Genomic DNA, 25380 nt, shown 5'->3' on the forward strand with positions numbered 1-25380 from the left:
TTATACTTATAACCTATATTAAAAAACTATCTATTTCTTCCTCTAAATTTTCTATTATATTTTTTAGTTTCCTTATCTATATTAAGCATTATAACTTGGAATTTAGTATAATCTTTTCCTAGTAAAATTTCAGCAGCATCTTTTACATCTTCCATAGTATATATATGGAATTCTCCTTTTAGTATAGCTCTTTCTACTTCTTCATTTAATACTAAATTATCTTTATTAGATTTAGGTATTAAAACCCCTTTTCCTTTATATCCTCCTAAAGACTTGCACACATTAAAGAAGCCTTCTATTTTTTCATTTACTCCACCTATTGGCTGAACTTCTCCAAATTGGTTTATAGAACCTGTTACTGCTATATTTTGTTTTATTCCTATCTTAGACAAAGCAGATATTATAGAAATAATTTCTGCGACAGACGCACTATCTCCATCTACTTTTCCATATATTTGTTCAAAACTTATATGAAAATCTACTGGTAAGTTATCATAGGCTCCCACTAAATTATTTATATAACCTTTTAATATATTTATAGCTTTGTCGTGTATACTACCACTTAAATTACTTTCCTTTTGTATATCAATTATATTTCCATGACCCTTATAGCAACAACAAGTTATCCTTATAGGTCTTCCAAATCTATGATATCCTAAATCTATAACAGATAATCCATTTATTTGCCCTACTTTAGTTCCTTCTATACTCATAAATATTGTATTATTTTTATACTCATCTAACACTTCTTTTTCTATTATTTCATCTTTATATATTACTTTTTCAATATCTTCTCTTTGTATTGTATTGCTATCTTTTTGTTTTTTCACTAATCTATCTGCTTCTACCAATATATTATTTAGTTCAAAATCATTGAAATAAATTTTATTTCTATTTTCTGCTTTTCTAGAAAGATATTTTGCTACTTCTAAAATTCCACCTTCAGATATATTACTTAGCTTTTTACTATTACATATAGATTTAATATTATAAAATAATTCACTTTTACAAGAAGGTGTCATATTTATTACAGGATTATATTCTCCTTTTAACTTGAATATTTTCTTAAAGTCTTCATCATAGCTGTATAGTAAATTATAAGTTTCATAATCTCCTATAAGTATAACTTTAGTATTTATTGGTATTGGTTCTGGTTTTAAACCACTTAAAGCTAAAACTTCTAAATATCCTTTATTATAATCAAAATCTACTTTTCCATTAAGAAGTGACTTTTTTAAATAATAATAAGCTAATGGATTTGAAAATAAACTATTTACCCTTAATATTAAACATCCCTCATTAGCTTTTATCATAGAACCTGCTTTTATTAAATTTATATCTGTTACATATACGCCATTTTTATTTTCATACTCTATACTACCAACTAAATTAGCCATGCTAGGGTCATCTTCAAATATAACTAAGGGATTTTTATTTTCACTATTATCAACTAAAACATTAACTTTATACTTATATATTATTTTTGCTATTTCCTCTAAATCTTCTTCATAATTTATTGTATAATTTTCAATCAATTCTTCTTCTATATTTCTACAAACACTATTTAAAAATTCTAAAGCTTCCATGCTATTTTCAAATTCTCTTCTAAAGTCTTCTTTATCTTCTTTCATGTTTTCTAAAAGATATTCTTCTAAAAGTACTTTTATTTTCTCTACTCCCTCTTTTTCTATATCCTTTAACTTCTCTAACACATTTTGTGCTTCTTTTTTAAGTTCTGTAACTTTACTTAATATAGCTTCTTTTTCTTCAACTCCTAAATTATCATAATCATCTTCACTTAAAATTTTGTCTTCTTTTATAGGCATAAATACAAAACCATTATCACTAGATTTTATACTAAATCCTTCTTTTTTAGATAATTTAAGAAGATCATCTATAAGCTCATTTCTTTCCTTTTGCAAATTTTCTATTATAGTTTCTTTATTATTAGATAAATTATTATAAAATTCATATATGTGTTCACTGTAATTATCTTGAATTTTCTCAAGAGTTTTACTAAGAACCTTGCCCATACCTGAATCCAGTTTTATTGAATATGGATATTTTTGATCCTCATTAGTTACATAACAAATATCTTTAGGTGAAGGCTTATAGGATAATTTGTTTTGTATAAATTCTTTTATATTTTCCACTTTATCATTGGAAAAATCATCTACTATATATAAGTTATACCCTGATTTATCTATCTCCAAAGAAGTTTGTATTTTTTCGTAGATGCTTTCATACTTTGGAATAGTTTTTAAAGATCTATCTATATTAACATCACTAAAATCTAAATCATACAATATATCTTTCACATTTAATTCCTTTAGCATTATACTTTTCCTCCTTTCACCGATTACTATAATAATATTCATAAATAACCAATTTAGTAACAAAAATAGAACAAAAAACTTGGATATTATTTTAATATTTAAGGTTAAATACTTCTATTTAATTACATAATCTCTTGTTTTTAATAAACTTTATATTTAAAATACATTTATATATAATTTTTAAAATTAACTTACTAATACATATATATAGTACAAAACTAAGTTTTGTTAACGGTTTAACGTATTTATCAAGTTAATTGTATAATTATTTCATAAAATAAAAACACTTGATTACCAAGTGTTTTAGTTTTATGCAAAATAAAAAACTAGCACAAGCTAGTTTAGTATTATATTAATTTATATCTATAATTATGTCATATTTAAAGTAAAACGTCTTTAAATTTTATAAAAAAATAGGTCATTAAAAATGAACAGCCAATTAATAAAAAAGTTATAACTATCCTTTTGACGGCATAGCTTTTACGGTCCACAAAAATCCACTCCTAATATGTTTTAAAATAAATAAAACTCTTGTATTAATTTTAACTTAATAAGCATTTTCAATCAAATTTGATAACACTTAAGTTTTCCTAGAATTCAACACTCTAGTCTATTTATTATCTATAAATCTATGTCTTTAACAATATTTTAACACAATTTGTTAATATTTATTCATAATTATTAAATTCTAATAATAAAATAGTATTTACTATATATTATATTGATAAATTCGTATATAATAAGTAATATAAAATAGTTATTATATTGTATCTATTTTGTTATATATGGGAAAACTATAATTAGATTCTAACTTGTTTAAAAAATTTTAATATTATGTTATAATTAATTATTGTATAATTAATTTCATTATATTATCAACATAAATACATATTAGTAAAGGAGTTATACTTATGGGTTTTAAAGAAAAGCTTGGAAAATACTATACAGATTCTTATTTAAAAAAATATGGTGATAGAATTACCCAAACTCAAGGTAATGTTGTTTCAGTAAAAGTTGAAAAGAAATCTATTCTTTGGGTTTTCCATAAGCTTACTGTAACTTTGTTAGTAAGACCAGAAAGAAGCAGAAATATCGTAAGATGCATTTATAAGAAAAATAAGTGGTTTAAGAAACCTGAATTTATAAATATGTCTCAAGGAAATTTTGTTATTGTTCAAGGACTTAAAGGCAAAAAAGGCAAATCAGCTAGAGAAAGTATAGAAGTAATTAACGTTAGAAACATGACTACTAAAAAAGATCTAGTTCCTATGGAAGGTAAAATTCAAAAAACTAGAAAAGTTCAAAGAATGAAATAAAAAATAGAACTTAGAATTTACTAAGTTCTATTTCTTTATTTATCTAAAATATCAATATGATCTTCCTCTACTTTTGCAAGTGCTTTAAAAACTTTTTTAACAGAGTCTATTTTTATTTCTCTTATATATTTATTATAATAAGCTACAGCATGCTTTTCTCTTTTAGATGCCATATCTAAAAATATTTCATCTTCTTTATATTTAGTATAGTCCATATCTTTAAGTTTAGGAATTTCTTTTATATGTGCTAATCTTTTATGAACATTGGCATGAGAATTTTCTATATTTGCTAAATCACTAAAAATCTTAGATATTTTTTTATCTTTAACTAAAAATGATGCTTTTTTATAAAAATCACCATTAAAAGTCTCTAGTTTCATCGCATGGTCTAGTATTTTTAATGTATTTTCATCTAACTCTTCTTCTTTAGTAGTATATATATAATATTCTTCTTTTAAATACTCTCTTGTAACACCACATATTGGACAAAATTTTATCATATCATTTACATTATAATCTTCAAATGCAAATTTATTAATGTTGTAATTTTTTTCATTTATTTTAGCTCCACATATTGGGCAAAATAGTTCTTCCATATAAACACTCCTCAAAGTACAAGTTTATCAACTATTCATATTATAGTATAACACATTAAATAGAAAAAACATAAATTTTTTCCTTGATTATTTTATTAAATTATAATAAAATTATCCTATAAATTATAAAATTACTATTTAAAGGGGAATCACTAATGAAAACTTGTAAAAAAAAGGGCTTTTTAAACTTAGGTAACGCAATTATAATTTCTATGATTTTAGGTATTTTAGCTGGTATACTCCTAGGCAAAAAAGCCTCTGCACTTGCTCCTCTTGGAGACTTATTCATGCAACTTATCAAAATGGTAGTAATACCACTTATTCTATGTTCTATAGTAACAGGAGCAGCATCTATAGGTAATAGTAAATCTGCTGGTAAAATAGGTGTTTCGACTTTTGTGTACTACTTAGCCACTACAGCTATAGCTGTATGTATCGGTCTTGCTTTTGGAGAAATATTCAAACCTGGTTCTGGAGTACCTGTAGACTCCATCAAATCTATGTTTTCTAATGAATACGCAAACAAAGGATCCATACCTGGCTTTTGGGAAACCGTAAAAGGTTTTATACCAGAAAACCCTATAAAAGCATTAGTAGATGGAAATATTCTTCAAATTATAACTTTTAGTTTATTCTTAGGATTTGGTATATCTTCACTACCAAAGGAGAAAAAAGAATTTGCTGTTAATGTTTTTAGTTATGTAAATGATGCTTTAGTTTATGTAATATTAAAAATAATGTATGTAGCTCCTATAGGAGTTTTTGCACTTATGGCTGACGCTACAGGAACTTTTGGATATGAAATACTAAAGAGCATATTAAAACTTCTTATAGTATACATTGGCGCTTTAGCACTTCATAACTTTGGTGTATATTCTTTATTTATAAAACTTCTATCAAACACACCTTTAAAAAAGTTTTGGAAATCAATATACAAATCTGAAGCATTAGCATTATCAACAGCCTCTTCAATGGCAACTATTCCACTAAATATGGAAATCTGTGAAGAAGAGTTTGGAGCTTCAAAGGAAACTACTTCTTTTGTTCTTCCTCTAGGAGCAACAATAAACATGGATGGAAATGCTATATACTATGCATTAGTATGTTGCTTTTTTGCCCAAATGTTTAATATAGATTTATCCTCCACTCAATATATAGCTATAATATTCACAGCTACTATAGGATCAATAGGTCAAGCTGGAGTACCTGGACCTTCTCTTTTAGTTGTTGCTGTTCTACTAGCTGCAAATATACCAGTAGTTGGATTACCTATACTATTTGGAGTAGATAGATTATTTGATATGTTAAGAACTGCAGTAAATATAACAGGAGATGCTTCTTGTGTATTAGTAGTAGATAATATTGCTAATTCATCAACATCAAAAGAAACTATTTCTAAAGAATCAATTTAACATTATCTAAAAAATATTATAATTAATATATAAGAGGCACAGATATCACTCTCATCTGTGCCTCTTACCTTATTTTTATTAAATTTATCCATATTTTCAATTATAACGCTATCATTACCTTTAATCTACTATAGTATAAATCTTTAATTTTTTATTAATTTATTATATCCTTTATAAAAGGAGGTTTTATATTTATGAGTTTAAAGAAAAAATTATTTTCAATCTTTTCTACTTTTTTTGTTTTATTAATTTTAACATCTACCAATGTATTTGCTAAAGATTCTAGTAACATTACATTTTTCACAAAATATGTAGTGAAAAGTGGGGACTCTCTTTGGAAAATCTCTAAAAGATTCAATTCTTCTATAGCTAACTTATATAGCGCAAATCACCTAAGTAACTATAACTTATATCCTGGACAAGTTATATATGTTCCACCAAACAACATATATATAAATGCAGTTAACATTAAAACTAGCAATTACACAGTACAAAGTAATGATAACATATGGTCTATATCAAAAAAATTCAACACATCTATAGATGCTATAATGAAAAGTAACATGTTAGTTACTAATACATTAATGCCTGGTCAAACTTTAACCATCCCTGTAAATTCAAAATCCACAGTACTTCCTAAAGGAATAACTATATATAAAAATAAAATTAATTACAACTATGGGGATGTGTATACCTGGAAAAATGCAATGAGAGTTTGGACTGTAAATACTACTGGAACATTAAAAGATTTGTATACTGGAATATCATTTAATGTAAAATATTATGGTGGTTCTAATCATTCTGACGTAGTTCCTCTAACATTACAAGACACAAATAAATTGAAGAAAATAGTTCCTAAATGGTCTTGGAGTGCTAAAAGACCTATGATTTTATATTTTAGGAAAAATGGAATGAACTATCAAATGGCTGTTAGTTTTACTGGATTTCCACATTCAACTACTAACATATATAATAACGGAGTAAATGGACATTTTGATTTATATTTTTATAACAGCAAAGGTCATTCCAACCCAAAAACAGATCCTACAGCTCAAAAAAATATTCTTAAAGCTAGTGGAAGATAAAATATAAGTAATATAATATTCTCCCCTTACATAATTATATTAATATTAATAATTTGTAAGGGGCTAGTTTGATTTGAAAAGAAGTAAATTTTTTAACCAATCCTTAATACTTATAATATCTAATCTAACTACAGGTGTATTTGCTTTTATTTTTTCTATAATACTATCAAAAAAACTTGGTGCAGAAGGTATGGGGCTTTATGGTATTATAATGCCTATATATGATTTATTTATTTGCTTAATAAATGGCGGAATGGTAGCGGCTATTTCTAAATCATCTGCAATTTATATAGGTAAAAATGATTACAGTAATCTACATAAAACAATAGAGTCAACTATAACATTTGAAATCATTTGGGCCATAGTCATAGTTTGTCTAGTTTTTATAAATGCTCCTTTTATAAGTTCTAAAATAATAAAAGATGGAAGATCTATTCAGGCCTTAAGAGTAATGTGCCCTGCAATGTTATTTATAGCCTTATCAGCTATTTTGAAAGGATATTTTTACGGTGTATCAAAAGCTAAAACTGCTGCAGTAATCGATATACTAGAAAAGGGATTTAGAATAGTTATATTTATGTGTATTGTAAATTTCCTAAATATATCTTCTGTAAAAAATACAGTAACAGCAGCTTATACTACTTTAACCTTTGGTGAATTAATAAGCTTTATTTTCTTATATTTAGTTTATCTTAAACACAAAAGACATCATCTTTACACTTACAATTATAACAATCGAAAAAGTGAAGATGGTCTTCAACTTTTATTTGATGTTTTAGTAGTTTCCGTACCCTTATGTTTAAATGGATTTTTAACTACAGCTTTATCTACTGTTTCTACTTTAATAACACCTAGAAGGCTTGTAGATATAGGTTTTACTCATAAAACAGCTTTATCTATGATAGGAAGATTTTCTAGCATGGCAATTTCCATACCACTTTTTCCTTTAGTAATTGTAACTTCTATTTGTACTATACTAATTCCAAACTTATCAGAAAACTTAAGTAAAAAAAATTATTTTTTAATGGAACATAGAATAACTAAAGTAATAAAAATATCAATACTTTTAGGTTTATCTTCTTTAATAATTTGTAATACTATCCCATCTGAATTAGGATTTATGTTTTTCAAACGTAAGGATTTAGGAAATTACATAAGATTTTTAAGCTTTATAGTTCCATTTATTTATATTTCAGTATTAAGTTATTGCGTTTTAAATGGAATAGGAAAACAAAAGATTTTACTAAAAAATTCTATAATAACAGCTATCGAAGAAGTTATTTTACTTTATGTTTTAACAGGAATACCTTTTATAAACATATATGGATGTGGTTTAACTATACTAATAACTTGTTTAACATCTATAATTTTAAATTTTAAAGAAATAAAAAAAATTTGTTTTGTAAAAATTATAGATTATGAAAATTTTATATATTTACTTTGTTCTGTTCTTGGCTTTTTTATTTTAAATATAGTTTCAAAATTTATAAACTTTAAATTAGCCTTTATAAATAACATAATAATAATTTTATGTGGATTTTTAATTATGTTTTCTTTAGCAAAAATATTAGGAAAAAAAGAACCTACAAATATTTACTATACTAAATAAAACTAGAAAACATAATAAAAGCAAAAGATAAAATTAAAATAGCTACTATAGGTGTTAAAACTTGCATAAATGACAATATTGCTTCTTTATCCATATTATTTTGGTTATTTAAATCTTCTTGATTTTTCATTTTTCAAACTCCTAACTAATGATATTTTATATTCAATTAAATTTTGATATATTTTAATTTTAAACTAAAACAGTAGAAATTATACAAATTTATGGTAGAATTATAATATTCAAACAATTTCAACTAATGAATAATTTACTATTTTTTTACTATTCAAGTATAACACTAATTATTACTATCTTTCAATATATTTTTTATTATATTAAGAGTTAATTTATACTTTATACATTTTTAAACCTAATATGAATAAATTTATAACACAAATTTTTATAATATTATACTCTAACCTCTGTTACTACAAAATACTAAATATATTTGTAAATTCATTATTACTACTCTTATTTTCGTTTATTTCATTTATATTGTAAGCTAATAACAATTTTATTCATAAAAACTTTATAAATATCTATATCATTAAAAGTTCTAATCAATATTCCACTTATTTTAATGTATCAATTATTGAAAAAAATAAAAAATATGCATTTAAAAATAATTATTTTTAAATGCATATTTTTTATTTATATTTTATCTAATCATTCTTTTCATAAATCCCGGTATAATCTTTACTATTTTAGGTGGAAACTGATTTAAATCCTTTTTCCTTATCCCTCTAGTTAATATAAGAGCCATTCCATAGGCAAATACTCCTAATAAAATTGAAGATACAGTAGATAATACAACAGTTAAATAATGAATATTAGTTAATATAAATATTGAATTAAATAGCTTGTATCCTATAAATACAACTGCTCCCATCAAAAGAGATGAAATTAATGGCTTTATAGATATCTTTATTAAAGATATTTTTACTCTTAATGAATTTCTTATAGTTAAATGGTTTAATATAATAGGAATTAAAAATCCTGTTACACTACCATATATAGCTCCCATTATGTTTATACTAGGAATAGCTATAAGAGTATAATTAACTAATATTTTTGCAACTATTCCTATAACAGAATAAAAAGTAGCTAAATATAATTTACCGATACTTTGAAGTATTGTTGTTTGAATTTGAGATAATGCCATAAGAATAAGAACCACCGCTCCATATTTCATTATGTCAGATCCTTCACCTAAATGTATCATTTTATATATAGGAGAAGAAAGTACTGTAAGACCTATAGCTGAAGGAAGTGTTATTAAAAAGCATAATCTAAAGCTATAATTTATATTACCTTTAGCTTTCTTTTTATTACCACAAGCTATTGCCCCTGATATCGCTGGAAGTATAGCTGCTGCCAGTGAGCTTACTATAGCTATAGGAACATTTATAAGCTGCTGATATTGACCTAACTGGCCATATAATATATTTGCCTCACTATTTGAAAGGCCAGCTACTAATAATCTGGACTTTGTATTCCATAAATCCACTATGTTTCCAGCATAATTCATTCCTACACATAAAGTTATAGGTACTCCATATTGAATTATTTTTCTAGCTAATTGTTTTTTAGTATATCTATGTTCTCTTTTTATTTCACCTTTATGTTTATATGGTCTAATTTTCCCATGTTTGCTGTAATAATATATTAGATATAATGCAGAAATTAGAGCTCCTAAAGATGTTCCTACCGTTGCACCTGCAACCCCTTGTTCCAATCCTTTTCCTATAAAAAAAGCTGCAAATATTAAAGAAAATACTATATTTATAAATTGTTCTACAATTTGAGATATTGCAGTAGGTGTCATATTACCTCTACCTTGAAAATATCCTCTATATGCACAGGATACAGCAGTAAATAACACTGATGGAGCTAAACATAATACAGAAAGATAGGCCCTATTATATTTAACTAAATTAGCTAAAGGCTTAGCAAATACTACTGTAGCTATAGCCATTAAAGTACCTATACCTAAAAGCATAAGCCTTGCTATTTTAAAAGCTTTTAATGCATTTTTATGATTTTCTGTAGCTGTAAATTCGGATATTAGCTTAGATATAGCCACAGGAACACCAGCATTTGTAATTACAAATATAAAGGTATATACCTGATAAGTAGCCATATATATACCATATCCTTCAGGTCCAATTATATGTTTTAAAAATGGTATGTATAAAAGTGATAAAACCTTTCCTAGCATCCCTGCTATAGAAAGTATAGCAAATCCCTTTGCAATTGATTGTTTTTTCATATTCTACTCCCCATCACAATATGTTCATTCTGTTAAGTTAAAAGGATTAAACTAACTCCACTTGAAAATTATAATAACTTCACTAAAGAAAATATTATGCCCTTTTTAAAAAGTAGTTTAATACCTAAATCTATATTAAAATTTAAATACATCTTTTTTAATTTTTTTAAATACTGGAGGTAAACTTTCAGATATTGTTTTATTTTTCATGTAAGATAGTTTTTCTCCACATTCTCTAAATATAAGTTTATAAGCATACAAATATTGATAACTTAATCCATATCTATTATGGAAAAAACTATTTAATTTTTTATCTCCATATTTGGGATCACCAACTATTGGATTACCAATATAGCTTAAGTGAGCTCTTAATTGATGACTTCTTCCTGTTAAAAGCTGTATCTCTATAAATGAAAATGTTCCACATGTTTGTATAGTTTTAACATCCATAGCAATTTTTTTAGAACCCTTAACTTCATTTTCATATATCCTTGATATATTATTATTTTCATTTTTGTGTATATATGCTTCATAAGTTCCATCTTTTAGTTTTCCTTTAACTAAAGCACAATAATATTTATCTATATCTCTATTTCTTATAATTTGATTTAAAGCTTTTAAAGACTCATAGTTTTTACCAAAAATAACCATTCCAGATGTATTTCTATCTAATCTATTACAAGATGCTGGAGTAAATGTAACTTCTTTTTCTGGAGTATAATCACCTTTATCATAAAAATATGAAAGAACATAATCTGTAAGCGTTGGTTCTCCATTTTTCTTATCTGAATGAACTAAAACTCCTGGCCATTTTTCTACTAGAAGCATATTTTCATCTTCATAACTTATTTTTAAATTATTATCTATTCTTTCAAACTTTGCTTTTTTAGCATTTGTACTTATGTATTTTACTTCTACAATATCTTCTTCTTGAAGAAAATATTTTTCTTTAGACTTTTTTCCATTTACTCTTATGTCTTTTTTTCTTATAGCTTTATATATAGTACTTAAAGGTACATCTTCTAGCCATTTTCTTAAAAATTTATCTAATCTTTGTCCTGCCTCATTTGGTCCTATTACTACTTTCATTTTTTTAACACTCCTTACAGAATTCTATGCAAAATTCTAATCAACATTCAAATAATCCCTTTTATCTTTATTACTAACAATTAATTATATATCACTATAATAGTTTAATCAAATAAATATTTAATTAAATAACCATAAAGATAAATAACTATAAAGAAAAGGGGACTGAATAATATTCAGTCCATAATTTCTTATTTATTTAATATATCAAAGGCTGCTTTACAGTGAAGAGCTACTCCAATCTTAAGACAATCTTCATCTACTTTAAACAAACTATTATGCGCAGGATGTATTATACCTTTTTCTTCATTTCTACATCCTAAATAATAAAACACAGAAGGTTTTTCCATTGAAAAGTAAGCAAAACTCTCTACACCCATACTTGGTGCTTTAAGCATTTCTATATTATTTTTTCCTACAATATTTTTTGCAGATTCAACAAATCCTTCTAAAACATTATCATCATTATAAAGGCAAGGATAACTTTCTTCTATATCTATTTCACACTTACCTCTTAAAGATTTAACTATGCCTTCAGTTATCTCTACTAATCTACTTTTAACATATTCTCTGTGCTCAGTTTTCATAACTCTTATTATTCCAGATATCTCTACTTCATCTGGTATTATATTTTGAGCTGTTCCTCCATGTATAGTGCCTATAGTAAGTACTGCTGGGTCTTCTGGTGGAAGTTCTCTACTTACTATTTGTTGAAGAGCTATAACTACATTACTTGCTATAACCACAGGATCAATTGTGCTATTAGGTTTTGCTCCATGACCTCCTGCTCCTTTTATCTTTATAGTAAAAGGATTTGAAGCAGCATTAACTACTCCTTTTCTAAGTCCAACTTTACCTGTTTCTATCCTTTCATCTACATGAAGGCCTATAATCTTATCTACTTTAGGATTATCTAATACTCCTTCTTTTATCATAAGTCTTGCTCCACCTGTAGTTTCTTCTGCCGGTTCAAAAAACAGCTTTATATTTCCTTTAAGCTCATGTTTTATACTATTTAAAATTTTTGCAGTTCCCATTAAAATAGCTGTATGAGCATCGTGACCACAAGCATGCATTCTTCCATCTATTTTAGAACAATACTCGCACTGATTTTTTTCTTGCAAGGGAAGTGCATCCATATCTGCCCTAATCCCTACTGTTTTATTTCCTTCACCTTTTATTAAAGCACATATTCCAGTATCTGCTGTTTCAAAATACTCAATTCCTTCATCTCTTAAAAACTCTTTTACTTTTCCAGAAGTTCTAAAAAGATTGTAATCAAGTTCTGGGTTTTCATGAAAATCTCTTCTAAATCCTATAACTTCCTTTTCTATTTTTGTTGCCATTTCCATAAAATCAATTGAATTTATTTTTTCCATTTTTTATACCCTCCAAATGTGATCTATTCCCATCTTATTTCTATTTTGTCCCCATTTTTTAGGTTATCATAATATTTTGCTTCTTTTCCATTTAACTTCATTACTAAATTTCCTCTAGGAACAGACAAATCAAATTCTACTTTATTAAATATATCTACAAATACATAATTTTCTTTTCCTTCTAGTTCAATTTCTTCCTCATTAACTATAACATATAATTGTTTTTTGTTATCACCTTTGTTTAAGTCATCCTTTTTAGTATCTCTTTCACAATCTACAGCTACTTCTTCTATTGCTTCCTTTGTTTTATGTAAATCAAAATTTTCATCTTCTTTTTTTATTTCAGAGTTATATATATCTTCTTTTTCATTTTGAAGCTCATCATCCATGTTATTATTTTCTATATCTTTTATAACATGATCTTTTTCTTTTTTTATTTTATATATTCTATCTCCCTCTTTTATTATATATTCATCTTCAATGAATTTTGACTTTAAAAAATAAGTATATCCTTTTGTTTCATTTTCATAATATCTTTTAAAATCACCTAAAGTTTTTGGAAATACTATTTCAACTTTATCATTTTCTTGTATTTTAGAATCTATTGAAACTTTATTATTATTTATTATTGCTATAGGCTCTAAATTTTCCATTATATCATTTATGTAAAAACTTACTGAATTTATTTTTTTTATATAATCTTTAATTTTAGGTTCAGCTGTTTTACCATTCTTTGCAAACTCAATTTCTATATTGTCTCCTTCTTTTACGTTACTTTCTACAGTAGACTTTATACCATTTACTTTTATTTCCGCATTAGATGCTAATGTACCAAAGGCTACTCTTTTTATATTATTTAAAACAAACCTAATATTTTTCCCATTTTTACCCATCAAAACTTTAGGATTAATACCAGCCTGAAGTATTGCATCCATAACAGAGTGAGTGTGAGAATTAAATAAACTCACTATATTTCCATTTAGCATAACATCTATAAAATCATTACCTATTCTTCTTATAGAAGTTAAAGCAATACCTAAAACTGTTACTCCTTCACTTCCAAATTTGTTTTCTTCACATTCACAATCTGTAACAGCTTGTCTATCTTTTATTGCTATTCTTCCAAGTGGTAAATTTAATCTTTCACTTATTTTTTCTTTTAAAAGAGGGGTATGTGCTCCTCCTCCTACTAAAAACACTGCATTAGGAGCTTTTTCTCCATTGACCTCTAGCATTTTAAGGGATATTTCTTCAGCTATTTTTGTTACTACCGGTTCTATAATCTTAATTATTTTATCAGATTCAATTTCATTTTCTAATCCTACTACATCTGTATATTTAACAGTATCACTAGATAAACATTCCTTTTTTATTCTTTCAGCTGTATCAAAATCTACTAAATAATTTTGAGCTATTGCCTCTGTAACTTCATCTCCTGCTACAGATACCATTCCAAAAGCACTTATAGAATCTTTACTACATATAGCTATATCAGATGTTCCTGCTCCTATATCCACTAATGCTAAATTTAAAAGTCTTAATTTTTTAGGTATGGCCGCTTCTATAGCTGCTATTGGTTCTAAAGTTAAACTATCTACTATAAGTCCTACTTTTTTCATAACAGAATATAAACTATCTACTACATATCTAGGCAAGAAAGTTGCTATCACATCTACTGCTATACTATCTCCTTTTTGAAGTAATAAATTACTTATAATGTACTCATTTAAATAATAATTTTTTACACTGTATCCAACACAATAAAGTTTACCTTTAGATTTTTGGGATATTTCTTCTTCTGCTTTTTTTACAGCAGTAAGTTCTAAGCTTCTTATAGTATCCTTATCTATTTCTATACTATTATCTACTTCTACTTCAACTTTTGACATATGAGTCTTTAAAAATCTACCTGCTGCTGCTATAGATACTTTTGTAAGCTGTATATTCAATTTATCCTCTAAATTTCTTTTTACCTTTTCTACAGTACTAGAGACTAATGAAACATCATGAATCTGTCCATCTACCATAGCTCTTTCTTCATGTTCTATATAACATTCTTCTAAAACATGAAATTTTTTGTCTCTAATAACACCTACAGTTCCTAAAACAGATCTTGTCCCTATATCTAAGGCAAATATTATATTTTGTAAATTATTTTCTGTATCTTTCATAATATAAACCTCTTTTATAATAATTTAAAAGCTCATATTCCAATTTAAAATTAAGAATATGAGCTTAATAAAATTATATAACATTATATACAAAGATTCAACAAATTACTCTGATACAGTTATAACTCCGTTGTTATCATTTACATAAGGTAACTTTTTAACCAAATTAAAAACATATTCTTCACATGGGTTACCTAACTCACTTATTTCGCTTTTATTTACCTCATTTAAGCATAGCATTTTACACCAAAAATCAACAAAATCGTCTTTTGTTACAATTTCTGTACCCTCATTAGTTTTAACTACAAAACCTGTTTTAAACATTTCTACTATTTCTATATCTTCTAATGTATCACTTTTTATAATATTACATACATCTTCCCACATTTTTTTAAAATGTATCATTTATTTTCCTCCTTAACCCTAATAGAGTAACACATATTATTTTCTTCAAATATAGTATATCACTTTTATGAATCATGTCAATTATATTATGTATTTTAAACTATAAGATTATGCTATATCCTTTTAAATTTAAATTACTTATAAAATTATATACACATATACCATATATATAATATAAAATATGCTTAATACATGGTATATGATATAAGTATTACTTTATTTTATTTATTATTTTTCCTCTTATTAAAGTATCAATATCAAATTGTCTCTCTATGTTATCAGAAAACACTATTGTAATTATATTTTTATTTATATTTTTAATTGTTCCTTTTCCAAAAACTTTATGAAATATTACTTCCTCTTTTGAAAAGCATTCTTCTTTAGATCCAAGTCCTTCAAATTTACATTCCTTTATAAAAGGAGATTCATCTACATTTCTACCCCTTAAAAGCTTAGTTGTACATATACAAAGATTATCTATAGCTCTAGTTATACCTACATAAAAAAGTCTTCTCTCTTCTTCTTTATTTATTTCTCCACTATAAGTTTTATATGGTATATTAGAATCATTACAATTTATTATAAATACATTTTTAAATTCCATTCCTTTTACACCATGTATTGTACTTAAAGTAATACTCTCTTCATTTAAATCTTTTTTATTTATTTCATCTTCCACCGCTTCAACATGAACTAAAAATGTAAGAATACTTGTATATCCTTTAGAAGACTCTTTAAGTTCTTCAACTATTTCCATAAGTTCTCTTTTATCTACTTTTATTTTTTCACTATAACTTTTTATATATTCACTATATTCTAAATTTCTAACAATATAGTTTATTGCATCTTCTACATACATTTTTTTTATTTTCTTTATATCCTTTTGCAATTTTTCTAAGTTCTTTATTTGAAAGGGTTGAATATCTTTTACTTCTTTTAAAATGTCAAAACAATCCTCTTCATATTTATAATTTCTAACTTTTTCAGTATTTAATTTACTTACATATCTAAAAGGCTTGTTTATTATTCTTAAAAAACTTTTTTTATCTTCAGTATCTAAACTTAATTTCATATAAGCTAAAATATCTTTACATATAAAGTGGTTAAAAAAATTATACCCTTTATCTAATATTGTAAAAGGAATAGATTTTTTAAAGAGCAAATCTGTTATACTTCTGCTTTCAATATTAGTTCTATAAAGAATTGCTATATCTTTATAATCATAACCATTTTTTATTATTTCATCTATTTCTTCCGCTATACTTTCAGCTTGACTTCTTTCATTTAAAAAATTTCTTATTTTTATAACTTTGTTTTCTTTATTATATGCTTCTATAACCTTATCATTTCTAACTTTATTATTATTAATTAAATTTTTAGATATATGAACTATATTATTGGCACTTCTATAATTATATTTCAAATAAAGTTTTTTAGATTCTTTAAAATATTCATTGAAATCAACCATACACTCTGGCTTAGATCCCCTAAAAGAATATATGCACTGATCTTCATCTCCAACTGCAAAAACAGAATTATGTTCCCCTAGCATCTGAACTAATCGTATTTGAGTATAATCGCAATCTTGAAACTCATCTACTAAAATATACTTAAATAGTTTTCTATATCCTAAAAGTAACTTTTTATTTTCTCTAAATAATTTTATCATTTTTATCTGCAAGTCATCAAAATCTAAAAGATTCTTTTCATTCTTATGCTCTTCATATGTATAATAACAATTTTTAAATATACTTTTATCTATTTTAGAATCAAAAGATTCTATATCAGCTTCAGTATTTTTTAATAAAGATATATCATTTAATACATCCCTTACTTTATCTTCATTAACATTATCTAAATAAGATGTTAAAACATAATTTATAAGATAATAACTTTCTTTAGTTTGTATAATATTTATTTTCCCATAATATCTACTTAAAATTTTATAAAACAGTCCATGAAAAGTCCCAAAAAAAGGTGTTCTTCTTCCTTTTGTTATTTTCTTATATCTGTTTTTCATATTCATAGCCGCTGCTCTAGTAAAAGTTATAACAACTATATTACTAGGATCAACTTCTAGTTCTTTTATTAAATAGGCTACCCTATTTATTATAACTGTAGTTTTTCCACTTCCTGGTGGAGCTACCACTAGAGTATTTTTCCCTTTTGTTTTAACAACTTTTTTTTGATATTCGTCAAGAAAATCATAATCTACCATAATGAATCTCCTTTATTTTAATTTCTAGTAAGTATCAAATATTACTTTACTAGAATAAAAATAAAATATCAAACCTATAAAAAATTAGGTTTGATATTTTATATAAATACTTAAATAAACTTATTTATAACTTTGAGATAAGTTTTTTAACATTCTTCACCAAAACTTCTCCAGCCTTTATATCAAAAGGTGAAGACAACGCTTCATAATCTCCATGCTTGTACGATTCTTCAGTATATATATACCCTTTCATAGAATTAGTATAAGCAGCTATTATTACATTTTTAAAATTAATAGTTTCTTTTATTTCCAATCCATATTCTACAAATAATTCTGCTGGAATTCCTACGATTAATATAAATCCTAATTGTATCAATTGTATAGGTAAAACTATATCTTCTTTTTCTTCTTTAAAATTCTTTATATTATCAAGAGTTATTTTAGCTCCCTGATATCTTGTAATAGCTATCCTTTTATCAAAAGGTTCACTGTCTTTATTTTCTAGAATCTTTTCTTTTTCTTTCTTTGCTTTATTATATATTTCCAAAGCTTCTTCTTTAGATGGTAATTTTTTTCTAGGAAATTTCTTATCTTCTTTTATACTAGATAAATCTATCCAATTTTTAAACTGTTTTATTCCCTTTATTGCTCTAATGGAATTTTTATATAAAATATTTCCTAGTCTTTCTACCTCTTCAAAGTCTTGACTTCTTCTTGTAAATCTAGTACTTTGATTTCCACAAGCCCCATTTATAAACATAGCTACACACTCACCATCATACTCATTTTCAATAAGAGTTTGAAGTACTCCTGGATAATCTGAAGATATATATAAATTGTCACATCCTAATACAGTAGGATGACAAGCATAGTTAATTAAGGCACATATAGCTCTATCATTATAGTCTACAATTTTAATAACATGTAATAAATTATCTGTAACTGCTTTTTTATCAATTCTATTTGAAGCTACATCATTGCATATACTTTGTCCAAATCCTATTTTTGCAGGAATAAGATTTTCTATAGAAGTCAAAGCATTTTCTGCTATAACATTTATTATATTTTCTTTTAGTTCTTTGTGCTTTTTATCCATTTCGTAATTACCCATATGCCATTTGCATATATCTGGTCCAGAATGAGTATGAGATGCACAGATAAAAATATTTTCTTCAGGTATGTCATGTTTTTTGTTAATTATACTTACCACATTATTAACAATATAGCTATCTATACATAATAAATCATTAGTTATAAGAACAATCTTCTCTTGCCCATTATCTATAGTAACAGCTTTTGTAAATAGATTATCATGTGTCCCTATGTTTTCTTTTTTTCTATTAATATATCCAGACATTTTTATTCCTTCAGGAATATCTAAAACAGACTTTGATGCATTAGCCATCAATTTATCTAACATACAATACTCTCCATTCTAAATTTAATTTGTATATTATTAATTTTAAATTGTGTATAGGTTTAATTATATTTTATATAATTTATAGTTTCGTGTAAATACAGATATGCAACTGTTATCTAATTTTTAAAAACTTATTTTCTATTTAGCACTCTATATAATACATGTTTTTTATATTTTAACTAACTTTACTGTATTTTCCTCACTTTATTATGTCTATTAGTATCAATAGTATATACTAATCTGTTTTTTTCTTTATCAGAAAGTATTATTTTAGCTATACCATCTTCCCATACTATCTTACAATTATGTTTGTTAGGGGTTTGCCCATCATTATAAAGGTAAGTTCTAATTATATTCTGTTTAAATAAAGATGTTTTTTTTCTACAATAAATATTTACTTCTTGAGGTCCAAACAAAAAACCATCTTTATAATCTACTATAACTTCATACTCTTTACTTGGAGATTGAGAAATAAGAAGTTTATTTTGAGAAAAAAACACATAATAAATACAAATTAAAAATAAAGCAAGCATAGAACATAAGATCATAGAACTTACGCTCAATTTTTTGTGTAATTTATTTTTATAATTTTTCATATCTATAGAACACCCACTTAAGAATAATTCTTTTCTATAAATATGCTTAAAAATATAATAATACTACTAACACACAGTATTATTTAACATTTTTAAGCATTGGGTTATATATAATAACATTTTTTTATTATCTAGTACTTATATAACATTGTAGATAAAATCAAATTTGTTTTTAAATTAATCTATATTTATTTAAATTTAAATAACCTCTATAGGATAAAAAAAAAGGCAGCTTTTAGCTGCTAAAAATAAATTAATATATATAAATTGTGTAGTTAGCATATTAATTATTTAACTCTCTTTTAAATCAATTCATAAATTTTAGTAACTGAATTCATTTAAAATTTTCAAGAATAGTTTCTTATATTTAAATACAAATGATTTATATCAATCTATATTTAATATAATTGAATTTTTTCTTGAACTCACATTTTCATTATAACTCTTTTTATATAATTTTGTCTATTGTTGTATTAAAATATAATTGGAAATATATAAAATATCTTTAATATTATAAGTTATATATTAGTAAAATATTATTTATTTTCTATTTTTTATTTATGTTGTAAATATTTTAATCATATTAATAATTTCACTTTATTTATTTACGTAAATAATCTTACCTACATAATAGTTTTTTTGTATAATGTATATTAAATAGATTTAAATAAATAACTAATAAGTATATTAAATAATTTAAATTCAAGTTAATATTTTAACTTAAATACTAAGTATTGTAATAATCTCTCCAAAGTATTACAATATTTATGTAAATTATAATGAATATACATTTACTTAATATCGCATCCCCTTATAAATAAAATAGAGGAGAATTGACTATGAAATTCAAAAAAAATTTTGATGTGAGAAATACTAGAAATCTTACTATGCTTGTAGATTTTTACGAACTTACAATGGGTAATGGATATCTTGAAAGTGGCGTAGGAGATAAAATAACTTATTACGATATGTTCTTTAGGAAGGTACCAGATGGCGGTGGTTATTGCATCATGGCTGGTATACAACAACTTATAGAATATTTATCTAATTTGAGTTTTTCTGATGAAGATATAGAATATTTAAAAAGTAAAAACCAATTTTCAGAAAAATTCTTAGACTATCTAAAAAACTTTAAATTTTCATGTGATGTATGGGCTGTAGAAGAAGGAAATCCTGTTTTCCCTAATGAACCTTTAGTTACAGTAAAAGGGCCTGCAATTCAAGCTCAATTTATAGAAACTATGGTTTTACTTACTATAAACCATCAAACATTAATAGCCACTAAGGCTAATAGAATTTGCAAAGTAGCAGAAGGACGATCTGTTATGGAATTTGGTTCTAGACGTGCACAAGGATATGATGGTGCAATATATGGTTCTAGAGCAGCTGTAATCGGTGGATGTGATTCAACTGCATGTACAATATCAGAAGAAATGTTTGGAATACCTGCTGTAGGAACTATGGCTCATAGTTGGATTCAATTATTTGATAGTGAATATGAATCATTTAAATATTGGGCAGAAGTTTATCCTGATAATTGTGTTTTACTTATAGATACATATAATGTTTTAAAATCAGGACTTCCAAATGCTATAAAAGTTTTTGATGAAGTTTTAAAACCTAAAGGTATAAGACCAAAGGGAATAAGAATCGATAGTGGAGATATTACTTATTTAACTAAAAAATGCAGACAAATTTTAGATAATGCAGGTTATACTGATGCAAAAATAATAGTTTCTAATTCATTAGATGAATTTATAATAAGAGATGTATTAAGTCAAGGAGCTAAAATAGATGGCTTTGGTGTAGGTGAAAGATTAATCACAGCTAAATCTGAACCTGTATTTGGAGGAGTATTTAAACTATCTGCAGCAGAAAGTTCAGATGGTCTAATTATTCCTAAAATAAAAATAAGTGAAAATGAAGAAAAAATAACTAATCCTGGGTTTAAAAAAGTTTATAGAATATATGATAAAGATTCTAATAAAGCTTTAGCAGATCTTATTGCTATGCATGATGAAGAAATTGATGAAAATAAGCCTTTAGAAATATTTGACCCTGTATTTACTTGGAAAAGAAAAAAATTAAAAAATTATTATGCAAAACCTTTATTAACTAAAATATTTGATAAAGGTAATTTAGTATATGAAAGTCCTAGTGTTATGGAAATTAAGAAATTTTCTGAAAAGCAAACAAAAAGATTGTGGGAAGAAGTTTTAAGACTTGAAAACCCTCATAATTATTATGTAGATCTTTCTCCAAAACTTTGGAGAATAAAACAAGAACTCCTTCATAAATATTCTGATATTTATGAATAATAAATAAGATAGGGATCTCCCTATCTTATTTTTATTTATCTTAAAATGGACTTATTATTTTTTTTATTTTATTACTACCAATATTGGTTTGAAGAATTATCATAACTTTTAGTAAAAAAACTAAAATTTTCATTCATTATACTTTCTAATTCTTTATAATTTGAACTATCATCCTCAGTTATTTTTTCTTGTATAGCTTTAAAAGGACATACACCATTATTAAAATCACATTTATATAAAGCACATTCTTTAAAGCATTCCACAGACTCTTCTAAAGTAGATAAAAATGGACAGTCCATAAAAAAATTCCCCTCTCCCAAATATGATTTAATACAATTATACATTAATTATTATTAAAAATAAAACCCTATTTCAAAAATTAATTAAATTTTTATAATATTTAAAAAATAATATACTTTTTATATAAATCATATTTTAAATAAAAATTAACAATATAATAATTTTTATAATTATATTATATCTAATTGGTTATAATAATAACAATTATTTTATTTAGTTTATAAAAGGAGGAACTTATATTGATAACGACTATTTCTCTTTCTTATTTATTTTTAATAATAGCTGTATTAGATTTAATATTTTTTATCTATTTTAAATTAATAGTATCTGCATCTTCAAAAGAAGATGGTAAGAAAAATAAGATAACTGGAAAAATGAAAAACCCAGAAGAATGGCTCAAAAGAAACTCTAAGATGAGTTATGTATGGCTTTTCTGGTCTGTAGTATCTTTATTTTTATTTGTATACCTAAAATTTTTCATAACCCCTAGTCTAGTTTCTATATTTTATATAATAGGATACGCTATTGCTCTTATATTATCTGTTATCATATTTGGAATAAAAAATCCAAATTTTAAAAAACAAAAATAATATTTAAAAAGCTGGTAGTAAATTTTAAAATTTACTACCAGCTTTTTTATTATTTCTTTTTAAAATAAAATCTTATTTTAAAAATGTTTAAATAATTAATATCTATACTTCATCATTCATTATATCAGTAAATTTTTTTATAATTAAAGCAGTAAATCCCCAAATAACATATTTATCATATTTATAAAAATACTGATTTATTTTTCCTTTTTTAAACTTATACTTTTTTCCTCCTCTTATAAGTGAATATGGAAAATCAGAACTTAACCTAGGTATTATTTCTGATTCATAAGATAAAGGTGTTTGTTTTATAAAATGATCCATAGGAACTTCAAAAATATGATCCACTTCATTTTCATTAGGTATTATTTTATCTGTTGTTTTTAATATTCCTACAAAAGGATATATTATAAAGTTATATGGACTTATAAAAAAATCCATCTCCCCTATAATTTCAATATCCTCTTTTTTAACATTAAGCTCTTCTACTGTTTCTCTTATAGCTGCCTCTGAAGTTTTCTCTCCTTTTTCTACTTTTCCCCCTGGAAGACATACATCTCCTGGTTGATGCCTTAAGTTATAGGATCTAACTTCAAATATTATATTAGTTTCATTATTCTTTTGGTGTAACAATATAAGTACTGCACTTTTTTTAAACTCACCTATAGGCTTACTCTTTCTATTTTTAAATATATTATGAACTATATCAATACTTTTGTTTTTAAACATACTTTATCCTCCTATGAAAACTATTTAAATTTATTTCATAATAGACTTATATTTATTTCATTAACATTAAGGAAATAAAATGTTAATAACCTTATTTCAAGTTTGTAAATGAATTTATATAATGATATACTTGTATCTGTAATTATACTACATATAAATAAATGGAGAGATGGCCTATGAAAATTAAACAAAAAACACTCACAATAATCACAGTATTATTTTTATTATTTACTTTTAATTCAAATATATTAGCTGCTTCTTCTAACAATAATGCCCAGCCTAATATATATGGAAAATCTGCTATAACAATAGATGTTAAAACCGGTGAAATAATATATGCTAAAAACGTTGATAAAACCATGTATCCAGCAAGCACAACTAAGCTTTTAACAGCTCTACTTTTTGCTGAAAATAAAAATAAAAATGATGATATAACTTACACAGATTCAGCTAAAAAACAACCAGCTTTTTCACTAAACACTAGCCTTCACGCAATTAAAGTAGGTGAAACAATTAAAGCTTCAGATGTAATGGATGGTCTCCTTTTATATTCTGGAAATGATGTAGCTTACATGATAGCAGATAGTGTTTCTGGAAATTCTAAAAAATTTGAAGATGCAATGAATAAAAAAATACATAGCTTTGGATTAAAAAACACTCATTTTGTAACACCAAATGGATTACATAATAAGGAGCATTACACTACAGCTTATGACTTAAGCGTAATTTCTAGAAAAGCATTTGAAAACCCTTGGGTTTATGAATCTTCTCATAAAAAGAAAAGCTCTGTTACAACCTCTACTGGTACAAAAATGCTTATAGAAAACAGAAATAAACTTTTACAAAAACATGGAGAAGAAGATGCTGCAGCAGGTAAAACTGGTTATACTAGTCAAGCTGGTAGATGTTTAGTCTCTTTATTTAATAGAAACGGTAGAAAAATATTAGGTGTAGTTTTAGGATCTGTATATGATGCAAAAGATTCTTTTGTATTTAACGATATGGAGAAAATAATTGACTGGAGTTATTCTGCTAAAAAAACCTCTTTATATAAAAAGGGATCAAAAATTAATAAAAAAGATATATCTTATAAACCCTTAGGTTTTGGTCCTTCTATAAAATTAACAGTTCCTTTAGAATCTAAAGACGATATTAGTTATTATAAAAATGATGTAAACTCTAAAGAACTAAAAAAATCTATTAATTTAACTTCAGTATCTAGAAGTTCTCTTTTAGGGAAAAAAGAAATAGGAACCTTATCCCTTACTGAAAGAGAATCAAAGAACAACTATAAATTATACTCATCTCTTTCATCTAGTGAATTAAATAAAAAATGTCTGCCAATATATTTAGGGGCAGGAATACTTATTATAATAGTTATTATTTTAATAATACTATTAATGAAATTCATAAGCTTTTTAAAAAGAAGAAGAAGAAGAAAAAGGAATAGATATTGGTAACTTACCATAAATACTAAAAAGATATGGATTAAATAGAATTTTATTCTATTTAATCCATATCTTTTTTTATATTACTATAATTTAA

At 25.0% G+C, this 25380-nt stretch carries 20 protein-coding genes; 7 read left to right on the plus strand and 13 right to left on the minus strand.

Annotation, left to right across the window (positions count from 1 at the left end; translation table 11 throughout):
* Nucleotides 1-26 precede the first annotated feature (26 nt).
* Nucleotides 27-2336 (minus strand): AAA family ATPase, encoded by a 2310-nt coding sequence (locus tag ABDZ71_RS09625; protein WP_343761148.1) that lies wholly within the window; start codon nt 2334-2336, stop codon nt 27-29.
* A gap of 911 nt (nt 2337-3247) precedes the next feature.
* Here ABDZ71_RS09625 and ABDZ71_RS09630 point away from each other — a divergent pair.
* Entirely contained in the window at nt 3248-3652 is a 405-nt protein-coding gene (locus tag ABDZ71_RS09630; protein ID WP_343761150.1) for a hypothetical protein, read from the plus strand.
* A 35-nt stretch (nt 3653-3687) separates the two neighbouring features.
* On the opposite strand, the gene ABDZ71_RS09635 is transcribed toward ABDZ71_RS09630, so the two are convergent.
* Nucleotides 3688-4248: a ferritin family protein gene (locus tag ABDZ71_RS09635; RefSeq protein ID WP_343761152.1), complete on the minus strand. Its 561-nt coding sequence runs from the start codon at nt 4246-4248 to the stop codon at nt 3688-3690.
* Between the two features lie 155 nt (nt 4249-4403).
* Between ABDZ71_RS09635 and ABDZ71_RS09640 the strand changes: the two genes are divergently transcribed.
* The 3 genes from ABDZ71_RS09640 (at nt 4404) to spoVB (ending at nt 8354) form a co-directional block, all read left to right on the plus strand.
* Nucleotides 4404-5660: a dicarboxylate/amino acid:cation symporter gene (locus ABDZ71_RS09640; RefSeq protein WP_343761154.1), complete on the plus strand. Its 1257-nt coding sequence runs from the start codon at nt 4404-4406 to the stop codon at nt 5658-5660.
* A 194-nt stretch (nt 5661-5854) separates the two neighbouring features.
* Nucleotides 5855-6745, plus strand: a complete 891-nt coding sequence (locus tag ABDZ71_RS09645) for a LysM peptidoglycan-binding domain-containing protein (RefSeq protein WP_343761155.1) — start codon at nt 5855-5857, stop codon at nt 6743-6745.
* A gap of 73 nt (nt 6746-6818) precedes the next feature.
* Nucleotides 6819-8354, plus strand: coding sequence for a stage V sporulation protein B (gene spoVB, locus ABDZ71_RS09650; RefSeq protein ID WP_343761156.1), 1536 nt, complete (start codon nt 6819-6821; stop codon nt 8352-8354).
* On the opposite strand, the gene ABDZ71_RS09655 is transcribed toward spoVB, so the two are convergent.
* From ABDZ71_RS09655 to ABDZ71_RS09695, 9 genes are all read right to left on the minus strand, one after another.
* A complete protein-coding gene (locus ABDZ71_RS09655) occupies nt 8347-8484 on the minus strand; it encodes a hypothetical protein (RefSeq protein WP_343761158.1) in 138 nt (45 codons plus the stop codon). The two genes, spoVB and ABDZ71_RS09655, sit on opposite strands and share 8 nt — an antisense overlap.
* 525 nt (nt 8485-9009) lie before the next feature.
* Nucleotides 9010-10620: a putative polysaccharide biosynthesis protein gene (locus ABDZ71_RS09660; RefSeq protein ID WP_343761160.1), complete on the minus strand. Its 1611-nt coding sequence runs from the start codon at nt 10618-10620 to the stop codon at nt 9010-9012.
* A 135-nt stretch (nt 10621-10755) separates the two neighbouring features.
* Nucleotides 10756-11709: an RluA family pseudouridine synthase gene (locus ABDZ71_RS09665; RefSeq protein ID WP_343761162.1), complete on the minus strand. Its 954-nt coding sequence runs from the start codon at nt 11707-11709 to the stop codon at nt 10756-10758.
* Nucleotides 11710-11900: 191 nt separating this feature from the next.
* Nucleotides 11901-13088, minus strand: a complete 1188-nt coding sequence (locus ABDZ71_RS09670) for a M20 metallopeptidase family protein (RefSeq protein ID WP_425544704.1) — start codon at nt 13086-13088, stop codon at nt 11901-11903.
* Nucleotides 13089-13111: 23 nt separating this feature from the next.
* Nucleotides 13112-15259 (minus strand): cell division protein FtsA, encoded by a 2148-nt coding sequence (locus ABDZ71_RS09675; protein WP_343761165.1) that lies wholly within the window; start codon nt 15257-15259, stop codon nt 13112-13114.
* Between the two features lie 105 nt (nt 15260-15364).
* Nucleotides 15365-15664 carry a hypothetical protein gene (locus tag ABDZ71_RS09680; protein ID WP_343761167.1) on the minus strand — a complete coding sequence of 100 codons (300 nt, stop codon included), beginning with the start codon at nt 15662-15664 and terminating at the stop codon, nt 15365-15367.
* Between the two features lie 211 nt (nt 15665-15875).
* Entirely contained in the window at nt 15876-17882 is a 2007-nt protein-coding gene (locus ABDZ71_RS09685; protein WP_343761169.1) for an ATP-dependent helicase, read from the minus strand.
* A gap of 124 nt (nt 17883-18006) precedes the next feature.
* Complete coding sequence (locus tag ABDZ71_RS09690; protein WP_343761171.1) at nt 18007-19302, minus strand: neutral/alkaline non-lysosomal ceramidase N-terminal domain-containing protein; 1296 nt, start codon at nt 19300-19302, stop codon at nt 18007-18009.
* A gap of 185 nt (nt 19303-19487) precedes the next feature.
* A complete protein-coding gene (locus tag ABDZ71_RS09695; RefSeq protein ID WP_343761174.1) occupies nt 19488-19898 on the minus strand; it encodes a hypothetical protein in 411 nt (136 codons plus the stop codon).
* An 839-nt stretch (nt 19899-20737) separates the two neighbouring features.
* On the opposite strand from ABDZ71_RS09695, the gene ABDZ71_RS09700 reads away from it, so the two are divergent.
* Nucleotides 20738-22216 (plus strand): nicotinate phosphoribosyltransferase, encoded by a 1479-nt coding sequence (locus ABDZ71_RS09700; protein ID WP_343761176.1) that lies wholly within the window; start codon nt 20738-20740, stop codon nt 22214-22216.
* A 74-nt stretch (nt 22217-22290) separates the two neighbouring features.
* On the opposite strand, the gene ABDZ71_RS09705 is transcribed toward ABDZ71_RS09700, so the two are convergent.
* Nucleotides 22291-22515, minus strand: coding sequence for a hypothetical protein (locus tag ABDZ71_RS09705; RefSeq protein ID WP_343761177.1), 225 nt, complete (start codon nt 22513-22515; stop codon nt 22291-22293).
* 240 nt (nt 22516-22755) lie between these two features.
* Here ABDZ71_RS09705 and ABDZ71_RS09710 point away from each other — a divergent pair, with 240 nt between their 5' ends.
* On the plus strand, nt 22756-23106 hold the full coding sequence (locus tag ABDZ71_RS09710) for a hypothetical protein (protein WP_343761178.1): 351 nt from the start codon (nt 22756-22758) through the stop codon (nt 23104-23106).
* Between the two features lie 102 nt (nt 23107-23208).
* On the opposite strand, the gene ABDZ71_RS09715 is transcribed toward ABDZ71_RS09710, so the two are convergent.
* Nucleotides 23209-23835 carry an NUDIX hydrolase gene (locus ABDZ71_RS09715; protein ID WP_343761180.1) on the minus strand — a complete coding sequence of 209 codons (627 nt, stop codon included), beginning with the start codon at nt 23833-23835 and terminating at the stop codon, nt 23209-23211.
* Between the two features lie 182 nt (nt 23836-24017).
* On the opposite strand from ABDZ71_RS09715, the gene ABDZ71_RS09720 reads away from it, so the two are divergent.
* Nucleotides 24018-25295 (plus strand): D-alanyl-D-alanine carboxypeptidase family protein, encoded by a 1278-nt coding sequence (locus ABDZ71_RS09720; RefSeq protein ID WP_343761507.1) that lies wholly within the window; start codon nt 24018-24020, stop codon nt 25293-25295.
* Nucleotides 25296-25380 lie beyond the last annotated feature (85 nt).

Source organism: Clostridium oceanicum (assembly GCF_039521385.1).
GTDB classification, from domain to species: Bacteria; Bacillota; Clostridia; order Clostridiales; family Clostridiaceae; genus Clostridium_F; species Clostridium_F oceanicum.